The following is an 18,072-nucleotide window of genomic DNA, read 5'->3' as shown; positions in this document are numbered from 1 at the left end:
ATGGATGGCCTGATCCCGCCGGGCAACCCCGACCACCGCCCCCGCCGCCACCGTGCCTCGGACGAGCGGATCGACCGCATCCTGACCGCGGCAGTGGCGGTGTTCTCGCGCGTCGGGCTCGACGGGGCACGGATCGAGGCCATCGCCCGCGAGGCGGGCATGTCGAAAACCAACCTGCTCTACTATTTTCCGACCAAGGAACGGCTTTATACGGCAGCACTCGACCGGGTGCTCGACCGCTGGCTGGTGCCGCTGCGCGACATGGATGTCGAGGACGACCCGGTGGCCGCGATCCGCGGCTATATCGCCGAAAAGCTCGACTGGTCGCGCCGCGACCCCGCGGCGTCCAGGCTCTTCGCCATGGAGATGCTGCGCGGCGCGCCGCTGCTCAAACCCCTGCTCGAGGGCGCGCTGCGCGATCTGGTCGACGAGAAGAGCCACATCATCCGGGGCTGGATCGCCGCCGGCCGCCTGGCCCCGGTCGACCCGCACCATCTGATCTTCGCGATCTGGGCGACCACCCAGCACTATGCCGATTTCGCGGTCCAGGTCGAAGCGGTCTCGGGCCACACCCTCGACGACCCCGCCTTCGCCACCACCACCGCCGACGCCCTCACCCGGCTTCTGCTCGACGGGCTGCGGCCGCGGGCGAACAGCGGTACGGGCGGCCTATAGCTCATGATGGCAGATCAGGTCTTCGGTGTCCGCCGCCAGCGCATCAAGGGCCTTCTGGCGTGCCTCGCCTGCTGCCTGGAGCTTGAGGACATCGGCCAGACGCACGCGTCGGTGACTGCCGACCATGCGGAAGGGCAAATCGCCCCGGTCCATCCGCAGAACGACCATCGGTCGTGACATGCCGAGGATCTCTGCCGCTTCGGCAGGCATGAGTTCCTGATCCTCCGCCAGAACGGCGACCCGATCGCCTTCGATAAGCGAGGTCAGCAAGGTGCTTACGGCACGCACGGCCCCCTCGGGCAATATCAGCACGTGCTCGCGCCCATCCTGCCGGACGCGAAGTTCGACCTGATCCGCACCGACAAGGGACGGCAATGTATCCGCGCCCTCGCGCTCCCGGGCCGGGAGACCGGCATAGTGCAGAACACGTGTCGTCATGAGGCGGGTCCCTCCCTTCGTTGAGAAGGTGGGAGGGACAGGCCTCGCGTCAATAACTGAAATAACTGAAAGTTCCGGCTGCCGCTTCAGACCACCGGGCTGATCACCCCCACCGCACGGCGGAGCACGGCCAGCACCGGTTCGGGCTTTTCGTGCAGCATCATGTGGCCGACGCCGTCGAGACCGGTGACCTCGGCATGGCGGAAGGCGGCGGCGAGGGCGCGGCCCTGCTTTGCCCGCGTCATCTTGTCGGCCTCGCCCACCACAACATCGACCGGCACCGCGATTGCGGCGGCAAGGTCGAGCGCGCTGCCGAAGGCGTTGCAGGCGGTGAGGTCGGCATGGAGCACGCCCGCCGGCGCATCGGCGGCATTGGCGCGAGCCTCGGCGCAATGCGGGCCGTCGGGGATGCCGTAGGACCATTTATCCATCATCGCCTGGGCGGCAGCCGGGTCGTTCAGGGTCTGCTGCAGCAGCGCATCGTTCACCGCCATCACGTCGGCCGGCGCCAGAAGAACCAGGCGGTCAACCGTCACCGCGTCATCGCCGCGGAGCAGCAGCGCCGTCTCCATCGCGATCACGGTGCCCATGCTGTGGCCGACCAGCACGGCGCGGCGCACGCCCGCCGCCTTCAGTGCCGCCGCGATCCAGGCGGCACTGTCGGAGATGCGGGTGAAGGCCGTCCCCTCGCTGCCCTGGCGGCCCGGCAGGTCGAAGGCGATCACCGGGGTGGTGATCGCGGCATCGTCGAAAACCGGGCGCCAGAAGCGGCGGTCGAGACCGGCGCCATGCAGCAGCACCAGCACCGGTGCAGCACCGGCGGCCGGATCGCCCTTCACCCGGGCGGTGGCCGGCTGGCCGTGCACCATGTAGACGCGCGGATCGGTGGCGGAAGGGCTCTCGGTCATCGGGGGGCGTTTCCTCGGCTGGTTCTTGTTGGTGATGATGAAGACGGGATCAGCGGGCGGTCCAGGCACCATCGACCGGCAGCGAGATGCCGGTGATGTTGTCGGCAGCGGCACTGCACAGGAAGACCGCCACGCCACCCAGCTGTTCCGGGGTGGTGAAGCGCAGGGTCGGCTGCTTCTCGGCCAGCAGGTCGCGGCTGGCTTCCTCGATCGAAATGCCGTGCTCCTTGGACTTGGCCTCGATCTGGCGCTCGACCAGCGGCGTACGCACCCAGCCCGGGCAGATCGCATTGCAGGTGACGCCGGTCTCGGCGGTCTCAAGCGCGGTGACCTTGGTCAGGCCGACGATGCCGTGCTTGGCCGCCACATAGGCCGACTTCTCGGCCGAGGCGACCAGACCATGAGCGGACGCGATGTTCAGGATCCGGCCCCAGCCCTTGGCCTTCATGCCCGGCAGTGCCAGCCGGCTGGTGTGGAAGGCGGAGGACAGGTTGATGGCGATGATCCGGTCCCACTGCTCGACCGGGAAATCCTCGATCTTCGCCACATGCTGGATGCCGGCATTGTTGACCAGAATGTCGATCCCGTTCGGGGCCGCATTGGCGAACAGGGCCTCGATCTCGGCGGGCTTGCTCATATCGGCGCCGTCATAGACGACCTTCACCCCGGCCTCGGCCTGGATCTCGGCCACCAGCGCCTCGATCTGCGCTGCGTCGCCGAAACCGTTCAGGACCAGATCGGCGCCGGCCGCGGCCAGCGCGCGGGCGATGGCCAGCCCGATACCGCTGGTCGACCCGGTGACGAGCGCGGTCTTACCCTTGAGATTCATGACGAAACGGCTCCTCTGAACTTGACGGCGCCGCCCGCCCCCGGAAGCCCTTCCGGAGGATCCCGCAGCGCCGTGGCAGTCTAGCCCCGCCCGCCCCGCCGCCGCCAGCATCAAGGCCCGCTCCGCCTGCTGCATCGCAACATGGTCACACGCATACTGTCGCAGTCCGACCTTTCTCAAACCATGTTTAAAGTGACCGAAATATCAAGAAAGTATGCGTAAGATTTCTTACAACGCATCCAATTTATAATCAGCTTGCGTGACGATAACATTCAGTTAACCATCTAAGCAAAGGGACGGCATCCGGAGCTATCTCCGGGACTGAACGACACGTCCCGACGGCATGCACCCCGCCACGATGACGATGGCGGGGGCTGCAGGTGGACCGGCTGCCACTTCTGCCCAACGGAGCGGCCGGCCACGTCAGGCAGCGGCCCGGCCCGACCTGCCGGACCGCGAAGGGAGGAGAAGACCAGGTATGACCACGAACCGTCAGGGGACGGGTGCGTCCGTCCGCCGGCACGGCCGGCGCCTTGCGCGCACCGCCGCAGCCACGGCCATGGGCTGTCTGATCGCCGGCGCCGCACTGGCCGCCGACGACTGGACCAAGTCCAAATGGGGCCCGGATGACGAGATCGGCGCCGCCAACAATCTCAGCCCCGAGAAGGTTCTCGAGGCGGCCCAGCTGATCAAGACCGGCAAGACCTATCCGCTGGGTATCGAGACCAATTCCAAGACGCCGGCCTATGCGCCGCGCGGCTTCAAGATCTATGTCGTCCAGCCGGGCCAGACCCAGGGCGGCAGCCTGGGGCCGACCAAGACCACCTACAACGACGACATCATCGAAGGCTGGCTGGGCATCGGCAGCCAGATCGACGGGCTTGGCCATATCGGCATCGACGGCACCTATTACAACGGCCATCAGGCCAAGGACTTCGCCGCGATGACCGGGCTCACCAAGCTCGGCATCGAAAAGGTGCCGCCGATCACCACCCGCGGCGTGCTGCTGGACATGGCCGCCCATTACGGGACCGACATCGTCAAGGAAGGCACCGCCTTCAACAAGGCCGAGATCGACGAGGTCGCGAAGAAACAGGGCGTCGAAATCCGCAAGGGCGATGTGGTGCTGTTCAACACCGGCTGGATCAGCCTGATCGGCAAGGACGACAAGCGCTATTCCAGCGGCGAGCCCGGGCTCGGCCGCGAGGGCGCGCGCTACCTGGCCGAAAAGGGCGTGGTCGCGATCGGCGCCGACAGCTGGGCGCTGGAAGCCATTCCCTTCGAGGAAGGTGCCGGCGTGTTCGAGGTGCACCAGATCCTGCTGCCCCAGAACGGCGTCTATATCCTCGAAAACATGAACACGGCCGAACTCGCGAAGGACAAGGCCTACGAGTTCATGTTCGTGCTGGGCCAGCCCCGCTACACCGGCGCGGTGCAGGCGATCATCAACCCGGTCGCCATTCGCTGAGCGAAGGCGGCCGAGGCTTTCGTGGCCGTCATGCGACGAGGCAGCAGGCATGACGGCGACGCGGCATGGGCGGGTGCTCCCTCCTGTCTCCCCGCCTGCCCGTGCCACTCGGGGCGGTGCCGGTGCGGCCCGGCGCAGGGCGCCGCCCCATCTTCTTAACTTCGCAGGGTGCCGCCCCATCTTCACTTCGCAGTGACGACGACGCCCCGTCCGGCTTGGGCCGGGCGGGGCGTGATCGTCAGCGCGGCAGATCGTGGAAACTGTCGGTCAGCAGATCGACCACCAGGCCCTCGCGGGCGACGAACGCGCCGGGCCACATCACCGCGGCCGCCGCCCCCACCCGGTCCATGAAATCATCCTCGTGATCCGGGTCGTGATGGAAAATGGCGAGCCGGCGCGCCCCGGCCATCCGGGCGAGGCGCACCCCTTCCTGCCAGGTGGAATGCCCCCAGCCGGCCTTGGCCGGGTATTCGTCGTCGGTATAGGTGCTGTCATAGATGGCGAGGTCCACCCCGTCCATCAGCGCCAGCACGTTCTGGTCCGGCCCGTCGGGGCGATGTTCGGTATCGGTGATGTAGGCTACAGACCGGCCGGCATGGTCGATGCGATAACCGGTAGCACCGTCGGGGTGGTTGAGCGGCAGGGTCCGGACCCGGATGTCGGGGCCCAGCATCAGCGTATCGCCGGCGGCGAAATCGTCGAAGGTCATTTCGGCGTTCATCGCCTCCAGCGGCACCGGAAAGGTCGGGGCCTGCATCTGGCGGTCGATGACCCGCCGGATGCCGCCCGACGCGATCAGATGGCCGGCCAGCACTTCGAACCGGTTGCCGCGGCGGAAGGCGGGCGAGAAGAAGGGGAAGCCCACGATGTGGTCCCAATGGGTGTGCGACAGCAGCAGCGTAGCCGTGCGCACGCCCGCAAGATTCATGTGGTGCCCCAGCTCGCGGATGCCGGTGCCGGCATCGAAGATCAGCTGGCGGTCCCCACAGGTCACCGCCACGCATGACGTGTTGCCGCCATAGCGCATATGACGGGGTGTGGGGCAGGCGATGCTGCCGCGTACCCCCCAGAAGGCGACTGAAAAGGTCATCATGCGCCTGTTCGTGGTGATCGGCCTGTCGTCTTCAGAACCGTAGTGTGCGGCGGCGTTCCGGGCAAGATGTGCGCGGTTTGCATCACGCCACCGAAGCAGGCAAACTGCCGTTCGGGAGACGCACGGATCACCGCCGGGAGAGCGGTGGCCGAACGGACAGGGACCGCCGGAGAGGCACCGATGCGGGCCGGCCATGCCGGAACCGCAGGGGGCGTCGTCGCATCCCTGTCACCATATACCTGTAGAGCACGCGGGGTCGGACAGGAGAGGCCGCTCGAAACGGCGGGTAAGGGATTGGCAAAGACACAGGAATTCTGGGTGAAGTTCTGGGGCGTGCGCGGCAGCATCGCCTGCCCCGGCCCGTCGACGGTACGCTATGGCGGCAACACGTCGTGTCTGGAGATGCGATGCGGAGACAGACGCCTGATCTTCGATGCCGGCACGGGACTGCGCGTCCTGGACGACGAATTGAGAACCCGGGTTCCCGTGGATGCGGACCTGTTCCTGACCCACACCCATTTCGACCATATCTGCGGGTTTCCGTTCTTCTCCACTGCCTTCGATCCGCGCAATACCTATCGGATGTGGGCCGGGCACCTGCATCCGGAGCGCAATCTGCGCGACCTGCTGTGCGCGCTGATGAGCGACCCGGTCTTTCCGGTCCCGGTCGAGATCATGAAGGCGGATATGAGCTTCCGTGATTTCGTTCCCGGCGACGTGCTGGAGCCGCATCCGGGGATCCGGATCCGCACCGCCCTGCTGAACCATCCGCAGCGGGCGGTGGGCTATCGGGTCGAATTCGACGGCCGCTCCATCTGCTACATCACCGATACCGAGCATCCGGCCGAGGGCGTCGATCCGCGCATCGCCGAGCTGGTGGCCGGCGCCGACATCATGGTCTACGACGCCATGTTCACCGACGAGGAATATCCGAGCCGGGTCGGCTGGGGCCATTCCACCTGGTCGGCCGGCATGCGTCTGGCCGAGGCGGCGGGCGTGAAGACCTATGTCGTCTTTCACCACGACCCGGCCCATGACGACGACCAGATGGACCGCATCGCCGCCGAGGTGGCCGAACGGCGGCCGGGCACGGTGGTCGCGCGTGAGGGCATGGTGCTGGAGCCCTGAGCCTCCGCCCTGCCCATCCTCCCCCCTTCCATCCGGCCGGCTTTGGGTCCATGCTCGGCCGCGAACCGGAATGATCATTCCCGACAGCCGTTCCCCGCCCGACCGGGGCCGCGGTGGTGCCCCGCCACCGCAGGACAAGACCGGAGACGCCCTGCATGACCGCCCTGCCCCAGACCGCGCTACCCGACACGATGACCGCGATCGAGATCACCGCCCCCGGTGGTCCCGAGGTGCTGAAGCCCTGCACGCGCCCCGTCCCGCAGCCGGGCCATGGCGAGGTGCTGATCCGGGTTGCCGCCGCCGGCGTCAACAAACCGGATTCGCTGCAGCGCCAGGGCAACTACCCCCCGCCGCCCGGCGCCTCGGACATTCCGGGCCTGGAGGTGGCGGGCGTGGTGGTGGCGGCCGGCGACGGCGTCACCCGGGTGAAACCGGGTGACCGGGTCTGCGCGCTGGTCACCGGCGGCGGCTATGCGGAATATGTGGCGGCCCCCCAGGAACAGTGCCTGCCGGTGCCGGCGGGGCTGGATCTTGTGAAGGCGGCTGCCCTGCCCGAGACCTATTTCACCGTCTGGACCAATGTGTTCGAACGCGGCGCGCTGAAAGCGGGCGAACGTCTGCTGGTCCATGGCGGATCCAGCGGCATCGGCACCACCGCCATTCAGCTGGCGGCGGCACTCGGCGCCGAGGTCTATGCCACGGCGGGGTCCGACGACAAGTGCCGGGCCTGCGAAGAGCTGGGGGCGACGCTTGCGATCAATTATCGCACGGCCGATTTCAAGGAAGCGGTCGAGGCTGCGACCGTCGGCGATCCCGGCGTCGACGTGGTCCTGGACATGGTCGGCGGCCCCTATCTCGGCCGCAACCTGCAACTGCTGCGCCGCGACGGCCGGCTGGTCTATATCGCCTTCCTGCAGGGGCCGAAGACCGAGGTCGACCTGCGGCCGATCATGATGAAGCGGCTGACGGTCACCGGATCGACCCTCAGGGCCCGGCCGGTGGCCGAGAAGGCGGCGATCGCCGATGCGCTGGCGGAAAAGGTCTGGCCGCTGATCGAAGCCGGCCGGGTCGGCCCGGTGATCGACAGCGTGGTGCCCTTCGACCGGGCGGCCGAGGCGCATGCCCGGCTGGACGGCAGCACCCATGTCGGCAAGATCGTGCTGAAGGTGGCCGATCTCTGACCCCCGGGCCACGGGTCACACAAAATGGCCGCGCGACGGTGCTTGCCTGTCGCGCGGCTTTCGTTTAAAGCCGGGGCTTCGCTATAGTCATCGGCACGACCGCCGCCGGGGGCCCATCCCCGAGCCCCCAGCGGGTGCCTGCCAGGCGGTAGCCTGAACAGTTCGAACGAGGAGCGACATGGCTGGTCCCCTGATGCCGAAGGCCACCGCCGTCTGGCTGGTCGAGAACACCGCCCTCACCTTCGACCAGATCGCCGAGTTCTGCAGCCTTCACCCGCTGGAGGTTCAGGGCATCGCCGATGGTGACGTCGCGACCGGCATCGTCGGTCAGGATCCGATCAAGAACGGTCAGCTCACCCCGGAAGAGGTGACGCGCTGCGAGCGCAACCCGGCGGCGCGGCTGAAGCTGCGCGAGCCGACCGTGCCGCTGATGCGCCGGACCAAGGGCCCGCGCTACACCCCCGTGGCCAAGCGCCAGGAGCGGCCCGACGCGATCGCCTTCCTGCTCAAGAACCATCCCGAGCTCGACGATGCCCAGGTCTGCAAGCTGCTGGGCACGACCAAGCAGACGGTGAACGCGGTCCGCAACCGGACCCACTGGAACAGCCCCAACATCAAGCCGCGCGATCCCGTGCTGCTGGGCCTGTGCACCCAGACCGACCTGAACCGCGAGTTGGCCATCCGCCGGCTGAACCGCGACCCCAACGAGCAGATCCCCGAACCGATGCAGTTCGACGAGGATGACGATCACGGCTACAACGACGACTATTGAGCCGTCGACGGCCGGGCTTTTCAGACGGGCGGCACCTTCACGGGTGCCGCCCGTCTCGTTTGTGGCCGATCCGGTTTATGCGTCGGGCTCCGACAGCCGCACGGCCCGCCAGCCGGTGCGGCCCTTTTTGTCGGTGCGCCGGATCGCAAGGCAGTTCCGGCCCGGCCAGCTGCCGACCGCGATCCCGGCAGCAAGATCGGGCGGTACGAAGACATCGCCCCCGGGGCCGCGCAGAAAGGCGAAGGCCTGATCCTCCTGGCGGTCCAGCACACCGGTGAAGCGCTCGCACAAGCCCGGCAGCGTGTCGGCCGCAGAGGGGCGCCAGTCGATCGCCGGCCCGTCGGCCGCGGCATGGCCCACCTCCACCACCGTGCCCGGCGGCAGCGTCCTGATCGCCGGAAACCGGCCATGGGGCAGAACGAAACCGCTGGTCGCACCGGTCGCCACATAGCTCAACGCCTTGGCCGTGTTGACATGGTCGATCACGCCCGGGCTGTAGCCGAGATTTGCCCGTTCCAGCCCGCGCAGCAGCGCCTCGGCTTCGGCATCGACCGGGGCCGGCGCACGCGGCACCGCGGCGGCGAACCAGTTGGCCGCGCAGAGGGCCGCCAGGTCCGGCGGGATGCGATAACCGTGCTGCTCGCGATACCGCATCGCCTGGCGCAGCTGTTCCGCCGCCTCGTCGAAGCGACTGTCGAGGGCCAGAAGCCGGGCCAGGCGGATGCGCAGCTGGCCCAGCTCCTGTTCCTCGCGGGCGAGGCGGGTGGCATGGATCAGGCAGATCAGGGCATCGCCCCGCGCACCTGCCTCTTCCAGGATCTCGCCCAGCAGACCCCAGACCCAGGCCGCCCGCCCCTGACGGCGCAGCACCGGGATCAGGCGGCGGCTCGCCGGTGCGGTCTCGCCATCGGCGAGGTGCAACCTGCTGCGGTAATAATTCAACCATTGATCGTCGGGTGCGCCCTCCAGCGCCCGGTCCAGCACCTCCCGCCCCCAGGCCACGGATGCCGCCTCCGGGCCTTCGGCGCCGGCCTTCGCCACCGTGGCACGACAGACCGCCCGGACGAAGCGGGTGCGCAGATCATCGAGCTTGCGGCCGGTCTCGTCGACGAAGGGCTTGTGGTCGTCCCAGGTGAAATCGTCGATGCCGGCCCAGTGGGCGAAGGCCAGGAAGTCGGGCCAGACGCCCGAAACCTTGCCGGCCAGACGCAGGACCTGCGAAAAGGCGCTGTCGCGCCGGAGCGGATCGGCCATGCGTGAGAATTCGCGCAAGGCCGGCGAAATCTCCGCATGAAGCGCCGTGGGGGAGAGACGCCCGGCTTCGTGCGCATCCACCGCCTGTCGGATCCGGTCGTAGAGCACCCAGGCATAGGCCCGCAGCAGCCAGATGTCGGGGGCGCCCTCGCCCGCCCCGGCATGGGCGCGGCGCGCCAGATCCAGCGCCTCGGCATGTCGGCCCTGCCGGCGCAGGGCAAAAATCTCCCGCGCGCTCATCCGCCGCGTCCGATCCGGTCGGTCATCAAGCGGCGCAGTTCATCGCAAAGCCCGCCGGTCGCACCCGGGCCGCCCACTTCCTGAACCGCCGTCCAGTTCTGGCGGGCATCGTGGATGACATCGACCTCGCCCGTGCGGGTCCGGTCGGCGAGACCGATGCGCAAGCGATAGGGCATCGGCGTCTGGCCGGTACGCTGGATGGAGGTCCCCGCCAGCGCCGCATCCAGCTCGACGAGGAAATCCCGGATGAAGGCCGGCTGTTCCGCTTCAGCCGCGCCGTCGGCAGAGCCTTGGAAGGCCGCAAGCGCCTCCTCTGCCAGGGCCGCATCCCCGCCACCCGGCGCCATGCCGGCCCGGCCGGGCCGGAACTTTCCGTTGTAATGATACTGCACCATGACCCGCCGGCCCTCGCGGGCCAGGGTGTAGCGCTCGCAATATTGAAGATGCCGCAGGTCTTCGATCGTGATGCCCCGGGCCGCCCAGAGGGCGCGCAGCCGGCGGTGGACCTGCATCAGCGGGGCGGCGGCCGCGGGAAAGGACAGTCGATGCCAGTCGGGATCCGCCCGCGGATCCTCCGCCGGGTTGTCCACCGTGGCCGCCGGTACCGGATCGGGCGCCCAGATATCCGCCGGGCTGAAATCGGGCGGGTTGACCAGGATCAACCGGCCCACCGCCCGGGTGACGGCGGTATAGGCCCAGCGGAAGAAGGCCGGGTTGCGCTGGCCACGGCCGGGGGCGAAATGGACCAGCACCGTCTGCCACTCCCCGCCCTGCGCCTTGTGGCAGGTCATGGCATAGCCGTATTTGACCAGGAGCGCGTTGACATAGGGGTCTTCGACGATCGCCTGCCGGAAGGCCGCAGATTTCGGAGACAGCTCCGGATGGCGGATGCGGAAATGGACCAGCAGGGCCCGCTGTTCCAGCGGGGTCAGATCGCGCCCCGGCTGGTCGAGCAGGTTTTCGAGCAGCAGGCAGCGGGTGCGGACGACGGTGCCGTCGCCCTCGCGATGCGCCACCACCGCATGCCGGAAGCGCAGGGTGACGAGATGGCCGCCGGCCAGCGGCACCGGCACGGTCTCGGCCGGCTGGTCGACCGAGAGCACCTTCACCACATCGCCATTGCTGAGGCCATAGCGGCGCGAATTGCGGTTGACCAGCAGCGTGTCGCCCGGCTGCACCGGCAGGGCGGCATCCCCCCACAGCCGTTCGCGAACACTGCGATTATAGTCGAGCGCGGTGGCGTTGGAGGCAACCACGGCCACCACCTGGTCGCGCGCGCGGATGCCGTCGACGATCAGCCCGACGGCACCGGCGGCATCCACCTCCACGATATCTGTGGCATCGGGCCTGAGCGAGAGGGTGTCGAACCGCCCGGCCGCCAGCGCCTCGCGGATCCGGGTCGCGCGGTCCAGGATGGCGCTGCCCTCGGCCTGGCGCAGCACCGTCGCGAGGTCGAAGCCGGCGACCTTCAGCCCGAAGGTCACGGCCAGATAACCGGCATCGAGCGCCGGCGAGGTTTCCTCCCCCACCGGCGGCAGCTGGGCGGGGTCGCCGACGAAGAGCAGTTTCGCCAGCCGGTCCCCCGCGCGCCCCGGGCGCCGCATGCGGCAGAAGGCAATCAGATCCGCCAGCAACCGGCCTGAACCGAAGCGCAGCAGATCGCCCTGCATCTCGCGATCGCCGACCATCGAGGCCTCGTCGACCACGATCAGCGGGGCGACCGCCTCCTCGCCCCGCAGCGGAAAGATCATCCTGAGGCCGGGATCGGTCTCGGAGACGGCCTCCTCGTTCACCTCGATCCGGTCGAGGGCATAGATCGCGCGGTGGATGGTCACCACCGTGGCCGCCTCACCACCGGCCATCCGGCCGACCTTATGGGTAAGGATCCGTGCCGCCCGCCCCGTGGGGGCGACGAGGGCCGGAGACAGGTTCCGCGCCGACAGACGGCCGACCAGGGCCGCGATCAGCGCCGTCTTGCCGGTGCCGGCCCCGCCCCGCAGGATGAAGGCATCCAGCCCGTCATCCCGCAGGAAGCCCTCGATCGCGTCGAGCGCCGCCGCCTGATCCGGCGTCGGCCTGATGGGCGTCACATCGTTCGGTCTGGTCATCTCGCCTGTCATCGCGTTCCCGTCGGCCCCAGCATAGTCGCCGGACAGGGCGGCGGGGAAGCTGCGTGACACGAAATCGAGGGCAGGTGACCACGCGTCAGGCCGGCAGCGCCGCGCGCCCCGGGCGCAGATCCCGGCCGCGTGGCCGCGCAAGGGTGAGCACGATCAGCACAGCCACACCCGACAGGGCGGCAGCCCCATACCAGAGCCCGGCATAGTCGCCGGTTGCGGCGAAGATGCGCCCGCCCGCCCAGGCACCGAGCGCGGCGCCGAGCGAATGGCCGGCCGAAAGCAGCCCCATGGCCAGCCCCATCCGGTGCAGCCCCAGGCGGTCGGCGACCAGCCCGGCCGTGGGGGCCACGGTCGAATAGTCGAACAGACCGAACAGCACCGCGAAGATCAGCAGCAGGCCGTAATCGTCGCCGATGAATACCAGCAGCACCAGCGCCGCCGCCCGGCCGGCATAGATCACCGCCAGCAGCCGGCCGCGATCGATCCGGTCCCCCAGATGGCCCGCCAGGATCATGCCGCCCAGATTGACCGCGCAAAGCACGCCATAGGCCGTGGCCGAGGGCAGCGGCGGAAAGCCGCAAAGCGCGGCATAGGGCATCAGATGCACCTCGATCACGCCCGAGGTGGTGATGCCGCAGATGAAAAAGCTCCAGAACAGCGCGTGAAAGACCGGGTTGGTGGCCAGGAAGCCGATCCGTCGGCCCATGGGCTCGGCAGCCGGTGCCGCCCCCCCCGGGACCGCCGCCGCGGCACGGGCGCGGGGCAGCAGCACGAGGGCGGCCACGGCCGCCACGCCGGCCGCAAGGGCGAGGCCGATGAAGCCGGTGCGCCAGTCATCCGCCGTCATCCAGACCGACAGGATCGGCACCAGGGCAAGCTGCCCGGCCGTGGCGCCGGCGGTCGCAATGCCGGTGGCGAAGCCGCGACGGGCGGCCGGCACCATCAGCGCCACGGCGGTCGCCACCACATGGGTCGCCACCGCGCCAAAGCCGATGCCGCCCACCACCGAAAAGGCCAGGATCAGCATCACCGGCCCGTCGGCCAGCGAGATCAGCCCGGCCGCGGCGGCCACCATCACCAGCCCGGCACCCAGCAGGCGGCGGGGGCCATGGCTGTCGGTCAGAAGGCCGGCGGTCGGCGCCAGCAGGGCCATGACCACCAGGGCGAGCGCGCCGGCATTGGACACCTCGGTCCGGCTCCAGCCTTCCGCCTGTTCCCAGACCGGCATGGCGAGGCCCAGCGCCGCGCGGGTCGAGAAGGCGAGGCCGAGAGACAGGAAGCCGATGATCACGACGGTCCAGGCAGCCAGGCCGAAACCGGGCTGACGCGGCAATGGAGAGGCGGCGGACATGGGGCGGGAGGCTCCGCGAGAGATGAAACTGCGCGGCATTTAGCCGCGGCAGGCAAGCTTCGTCATCATCTCAATGTCGGCCGCGATCCCATACCCCCGTCCATCTTCGGGCAAGGCAAAGCCGAACTTGCCCTCGGGGCCCGCCGCATCACACAAAAAAGGCCGGCCGATCAACCGCTGATCGGCCGGCTAACTCCCGGAAACGAGCCGCGGCGGGGACGAAGGAGATGGCCGCGACAGAATGATCATGTCGTTCTATGGGCGAACACGCAAGTAGATTTTTTCTTTGGCTTATTCGTTATAATTTAATTTCAAGATATGTGATGTATGAATGCTGTGATCCGGCCCCTCCTGCGGACGCATGTCTGCAGGGGCGGCCGGCCCCCCGACCATCGGAGGGGGTCCACACCCTTGACTTGAACCATGTTTTACCCGATCAACTCTTTCAACGGGACCCGGTGGGAAATTACGCGGACGATGGCCCGGGCATCCCGATAATTATTGCATCCAGGCGCAAGCCGTCCGCAGCCAGGGGGAAACGACCATGTCCGATCAGGCCGCCGCCAAGATCGCCGCGCTGCTGACCGTCACCGAACGCTTCGATCCGCCGGCGCGTGTCGTCGAGGCCGCGACGGTCAAGGATCCCAAGGCCTATGTCGCCGCCGCCAATGCCGACCCGCTGGCCTATTGGGCGGAGCGGGCAGAGAGCCTGACCTGGACGAAGCCCTGGGACGAGGTCTGCCGCTTCGAGATGCCGGACCATCAGTGGTTCACCGGTGGGCGCACCAACATCTCGATCAACTGCCTGGACCGCCATGTGCAGGCGGGGCGCGGCGATGCGAATGCCATGACCTTCGTCTCGGAAAACGGCGAGGAACGCAGCTTCACCTATGCCGAGGCGCTGGCCGAGGTCTGCCGCATCGCCAACGGGCTGAAAAGCCTGGGCGTCGCCCGCGGCGACCGGGTGGTCATCTACATGCCGCTGACCCCGGAAGGCGTGTTCTCGATGCATGCCTGCGCGCGCATCGGCGCGGTGCATTCCATGGTCTATGCCGGCATGGGCGAAGGTGCGCTGAAGAAGCGCATCCAGGACAGCGGCGCGAAAGTGGTGCTGGTTTCCGACGCCACCTGGCGGCGGGGCAAGATCGTCGACCTGAAGGGCATCGTCGACCGCGCGCTTGCGGGCGACGATGCGCCGAAGCTGGATCATGTGGTGGTGCTCTCGCGCACGGGTCGCGAGGCCTCGGCCGGCGAGGTCGATTTCGCGGCCCTGATCGCTCATCAGCCCGATTTCATCGAGGCCGAGGAGATGGAGGCGGAGGATCCCCTCTTCATCCTCTACACCTCGGGCACGACCGGTGCGCCCAAGGGCGTGGTCCATGTCCATGGCGGCTACATGGTCGGCTGCGACACGCTGATCCGCACCTTCTTCGGCGTGACGCAGGACTCGGTCTGGTGGTCGCTGTCGGATATCGGCTGGATCGTCGGCCATTCCTACATCGCCTATGGCCCGATGCTGGTCGGTTGCCATCAGATCATCCGCGAAGGCACGCCCGACTACCCGGATGCCGGCGTCACCTGGGACGTGGTCGACCGCTTCGGCGTGACCGAGATGTTCACGGCACCCACGGCGGTGCGGATGTGGATGCGGTTCGGCAGCGATTTCGTGAAAAAGTACTCCCGCCGCAGCCTGAAGGTCATGGCCTGTGCGGGTGAGCCGCTGAACCCCGAGGCCTGGTCCTGGGCGCAGCGCGAGATCCTGTCGGATGACGGCGAGCCCTTCGCGCATTGCGTCGACAACTTCTTCCAGACCGAGGTGGCGAGCCCGATGCTCGGCACCTACCCGGCCATGGCCAGCCGCCCGGGCCGCGCCGGCATCGCCATGCCCACGCTGCTCGCCCGCATCGTCGACCCCGAGACCGGGGCGGACGTTCCCAACGGCCAGGGCGGGCTGTTCGTGGTGGAGAAGCCCCTGCCCTACATGCTGCGCACGGTCTGGGGCGATCCCAAGCGCTATGCCAGCTATTGGTCGGAGCGTCTTGGCGGCTATGTCACCGGCGATCTGGCGGTGCGGGACGACGAAGGCTATATCGCCCTGCTCGGCCGGTCCGACGACGTGATCAATGTCGCCGGCCACCGCATCGGCACCGCCGATGTCGAAAGCTCTCTGGTCGGCCATCCGGCTGTCGCCGAGGCCGCCGTCGTCGGCCTGCCCGATGATCTGAAGGGCGAGAAGATCAAGGCCTTCGTAGTGGTGCGCGCCGGCGAGACCGGCGATCAGGCCCTGGTGGCGAAGCTGGTCGCCCATGTCCGCGAGGATCTGGGCCCGATCGCCCAGCCTTCGGAACTGGTGATCGTCGACAAGCTGCCCAAGACCCGGTCGGGCAAGATCATGCGGCGCCTGCTCAAGGCCCGCGAACTGGGCCTGCCCGAGGGCGACACCTCGACCCTCGACGAATGATCCGCTCTGCGGAATTATAGCGATCCGGGCGCGACTGCCTTTCGGGTGGTCGCGCCTTCAGGTTTTCAGGACCATCCGGAGAGACCGCCCCATGTCGGCCGAGAGCACCCCGTCGAAATACGACACCAACCTCGATCGCAACCCGGCGAACTATCAGCCGCTGACCCCGCTCTCGCTGCTGGAGCGCACGGCCGACGTCCATCCCGACCGGGTGGCGGTGATCCATGGCGATCAGCGCTGGACCTATCGCGAACTCTATGCCCGCTGCCGGCGCCTGGCCTCGGCGCTGGCGGCGCGCGGTATCGGCTATGGCGACACGGTCTCGATCATGGCGCCCAACACCCCCGCCATGCTGGAAGCCCATTACGGCGTGCCGATGACCGGGGCGGTGCTGAACGAGCTGAACATCCGGCTCGATCCGGAGGCACTCGCCTTCATCCTGAAGCATGCCGAAACCAAGGTCCTGTTCACCGACCGTGAATTCAGCGGCGTGATCAAAGCCACGCTGGAGCTTCTGGACGACAAGCCACTGGTGATCGACATCGACGACCCGGCGATCACCCATGGCGATTTCCTGGGTGAGATCGAATACGAGGCGCTGCTGGCTGAAGGCGACCCCGACTATGCCTGGGAGATGCCGGCCGACGAATGGCAGTCGATTTCGCTGGGCTACACCTCGGGCACCACGGGCGATCCCAAGGGCGTGGTCTACAGCCATCGCGGCGCCTGGATGAACGGGGTCAACAACATCCTGACCTGGGATCTGCCCAAGGGTTCGGTCTATCTCTGGACCCTGCCGATGTTCCACTGCTCGGGCTGGTGCTTCCCCTACACCATGGTCGCCGCCGCCGGCACCCAGGTCTGCCTGCGCCGGGTTGAAGCCAAGGCGATCTTCGATGCGATCGAGACCCATGGCGTCACCCATCTCTGCGGCGCGCCCACCGTGCTCGGGCTGCTGGTCAATGCGCCCGCCGAGGTGAAGCGGAATTTCGACCACAAGATCCAGATGATGACCGCGGCCTCCGCCCCGCCTTCGTCGGTGATCGCGGGCATGGAGGCGATGGGCTTCGAGATCACCCATGTCTATGGCCTGACCGAGGTCTACGGCCCGGTGGTGGTCTGCGAATGGAAGCCCGAATGGGATGCGAAGCCGCTGGAGGAACGCGCCCGGATCAAGGCCCGCCAGGGCGTGCGCTACGCCCTGCAGCAGGGGCTGACGGTCGCCGATCCGGAAACGCTGGAACCGGTACCGGCCGACGGGCAGACGATGGGCGAGGTGATGATGCGCGGCAACATCACCATGAAGGGCTACCTCAAGAACAAGTCGGCCACCGACAAGGCTTTCGCCGGCGGCTGGTTCCATTCCGGCGATCTGGGGGTGATGCACCCCGACGGCTATATCGAACTCAAGGACCGCTCGAAGGACATCATCATCTCTGGCGGCGAGAACATCTCCTCGATCGAGGTGGAAGAGGTGCTCTACAGCCATCCGGCGGTGATGGAAGCCGCGGTCGTGGCCCGGCCCGACGAGAAATGGGGCGAGACGCCCTGCGCCTTCATCACCCTGAAGCCGGGCTCCACGGTCACCGAGACCGAGATCCGCGAGCACTGTGCAAAGCACCTGGCCCGCTTCAAGCTGCCCAAGACCTTCGTCTTCACCGACCTGCCCAAGACCTCGACCGGCAAGGTGCAGAAATTCGTGCTGCGCGAACGCGCGCGAGGGCTGTAAGGCGCCGACAGCCGGCCCGGACATACGAAAACCCCTGCCGTCCTATCCGGGCGGCAGGGGTTTCGCGGGATCGCGGGGGTCTTCATCGGCCGTATCGGCGCTGGGCGGCCGCGGCCTGATTGCCGCAGTGCAGGCCGGCATCCCGCCGGCGGGCACTACGGCCTCGGACAGGCAGGTCTACCGGTCAGTTGATCTCCAGCCGCGAGATCTCTTCCTTGACTTTCAGCTTGCTGCGCTTCAGCTCGGCGATCGCGTGGTCGTCGGGCTTCGGGCGGATGTATTCACTGTGCAACGCCTCGTCGAGAGCGGCATGCTTCTGCTTCAAGGCTTCGACACGCGCCTGAACGCTCATGGACACCTCCGTTGCGCAATACCATCTTGGACCGGGACAGGCGGCCACGTCCCGTGGCACGGCCCGATCCCTT

At 67.9% G+C, this 18,072-nt stretch carries 15 protein-coding genes; 7 read left to right on the top strand and 8 right to left on the bottom strand.

Annotation, left to right across the window (positions count from 1 at the left end; genetic code table 11):
- The gene (rutR, locus tag TMO_RS04340) at positions 1–675 is read left to right on the top strand and encodes an HTH-type transcriptional regulator RutR (protein WP_014744377.1); all 675 of its coding nucleotides are present in this window, start codon (positions 1–3) and stop codon (positions 673–675) included.
- On the opposite strand, the gene TMO_RS04335 is transcribed toward rutR, so the two are convergent.
- The 3 genes from TMO_RS04335 to TMO_RS04325 all read right to left on the bottom strand — a co-directional run bounded on the left by TMO_RS04335 (position 670) and on the right by TMO_RS04325 (position 2,850).
- Positions 670–1,113: a helix-turn-helix domain-containing protein gene (locus tag TMO_RS04335; protein WP_014744376.1), complete on the bottom strand. Its 444-nt coding sequence runs from the start codon at positions 1,111–1,113 to the stop codon at positions 670–672. The genes rutR and TMO_RS04335 overlap by 6 nt on opposite strands.
- 86 nt (positions 1,114–1,199) lie before the next feature.
- The gene (locus TMO_RS04330; RefSeq protein WP_014744375.1) at positions 1,200–2,021 is read right to left on the bottom strand and encodes an alpha/beta fold hydrolase; all 822 of its coding nucleotides are present in this window, start codon (positions 2,019–2,021) and stop codon (positions 1,200–1,202) included.
- 49 nt (positions 2,022–2,070) lie between these two features.
- Positions 2,071–2,850, bottom strand: coding sequence for a 3-hydroxybutyrate dehydrogenase (locus TMO_RS04325; RefSeq protein ID WP_014744374.1), 780 nt, complete (start codon positions 2,848–2,850; stop codon positions 2,071–2,073).
- A 559-nt stretch (positions 2,851–3,409) separates the two neighbouring features.
- Between TMO_RS04325 and TMO_RS04320 the strand changes: the two genes are divergently transcribed.
- Positions 3,410–4,318, top strand: a complete 909-nt coding sequence (locus TMO_RS04320; protein ID WP_041605468.1) for a cyclase family protein — start codon at positions 3,410–3,412, stop codon at positions 4,316–4,318.
- Between the two features lie 238 nt (positions 4,319–4,556).
- On the opposite strand, the gene TMO_RS04315 is transcribed toward TMO_RS04320, so the two are convergent.
- Positions 4,557–5,408, bottom strand: coding sequence for an MBL fold metallo-hydrolase (locus TMO_RS04315; protein WP_041605467.1), 852 nt, complete (start codon positions 5,406–5,408; stop codon positions 4,557–4,559).
- A 321-nt stretch (positions 5,409–5,729) separates the two neighbouring features.
- Here TMO_RS04315 and TMO_RS04310 point away from each other — a divergent pair, with 321 nt between their 5' ends.
- The 3 genes from TMO_RS04310 (at position 5,730) to TMO_RS04300 (ending at position 8,492) form a co-directional block, all read left to right on the top strand.
- The gene (locus tag TMO_RS04310) at positions 5,730–6,539 is read left to right on the top strand and encodes an MBL fold metallo-hydrolase (protein ID WP_014744371.1); all 810 of its coding nucleotides are present in this window, start codon (positions 5,730–5,732) and stop codon (positions 6,537–6,539) included.
- Between the two features lie 155 nt (positions 6,540–6,694).
- Positions 6,695–7,720: an NAD(P)H-quinone oxidoreductase gene (locus TMO_RS04305; protein WP_014744370.1), complete on the top strand. Its 1,026-nt coding sequence runs from the start codon at positions 6,695–6,697 to the stop codon at positions 7,718–7,720.
- A gap of 178 nt (positions 7,721–7,898) precedes the next feature.
- A complete protein-coding gene (locus TMO_RS04300; RefSeq protein ID WP_014744369.1) occupies positions 7,899–8,492 on the top strand; it encodes a DUF1013 domain-containing protein in 594 nt (197 codons plus the stop codon).
- A gap of 75 nt (positions 8,493–8,567) precedes the next feature.
- Here TMO_RS04300 and TMO_RS04295 read toward each other — a convergent pair whose 3' ends face one another.
- The 3 genes from TMO_RS04295 to TMO_RS04285 form a co-directional block, all read right to left on the bottom strand.
- Positions 8,568–9,986 carry a DUF7017 domain-containing protein gene (locus tag TMO_RS04295; protein ID WP_014744368.1) on the bottom strand — a complete coding sequence of 473 codons (1,419 nt, stop codon included), beginning with the start codon at positions 9,984–9,986 and terminating at the stop codon, positions 8,568–8,570.
- Positions 9,983–12,094 carry an ATP-dependent DNA helicase gene (locus tag TMO_RS04290; protein ID WP_187297810.1) on the bottom strand — a complete coding sequence of 704 codons (2,112 nt, stop codon included), beginning with the start codon at positions 12,092–12,094 and terminating at the stop codon, positions 9,983–9,985. Before TMO_RS04290 ends, TMO_RS04295 begins: the two co-directional genes overlap by 4 nt.
- Positions 12,095–12,191: 97 nt before the next feature.
- Positions 12,192–13,457, bottom strand: a complete 1,266-nt coding sequence (locus tag TMO_RS04285) for an MFS transporter (RefSeq protein ID WP_014744366.1) — start codon at positions 13,455–13,457, stop codon at positions 12,192–12,194.
- A gap of 544 nt (positions 13,458–14,001) precedes the next feature.
- Here TMO_RS04285 and TMO_RS04280 point away from each other — a divergent pair.
- Together TMO_RS04280 and TMO_RS04275 are read left to right on the top strand one after the other, a co-directional pair.
- Complete coding sequence (locus TMO_RS04280) at positions 14,002–15,918, top strand: acetate--CoA ligase (protein ID WP_014744364.1); 1,917 nt, start codon at positions 14,002–14,004, stop codon at positions 15,916–15,918.
- Positions 15,919–16,009: 91 nt separating this feature from the next.
- Positions 16,010–17,647, top strand: coding sequence for an acyl-CoA synthetase (locus TMO_RS04275; protein ID WP_014744363.1), 1,638 nt, complete (start codon positions 16,010–16,012; stop codon positions 17,645–17,647).
- Between the two features lie 184 nt (positions 17,648–17,831).
- Here the strand turns inward: TMO_RS04275 and TMO_RS30250 are convergent, their stop codons facing one another.
- Positions 17,832–17,999: a YdcH family protein gene (locus TMO_RS30250; RefSeq protein ID WP_014744362.1), complete on the bottom strand. Its 168-nt coding sequence runs from the start codon at positions 17,997–17,999 to the stop codon at positions 17,832–17,834.
- Positions 18,000–18,072 lie beyond the last annotated feature (73 nt).

The sequence above is a fragment of the Tistrella mobilis KA081020-065 genome (assembly GCF_000264455.2).
GTDB classification, from domain to species: Bacteria; Pseudomonadota; Alphaproteobacteria; order Tistrellales; family Tistrellaceae; genus Tistrella; species Tistrella mobilis.
The sequence above is the reverse complement of the archived record's forward strand: the minus strand, read 5'-3'. Positions and strand labels throughout refer to the sequence as shown.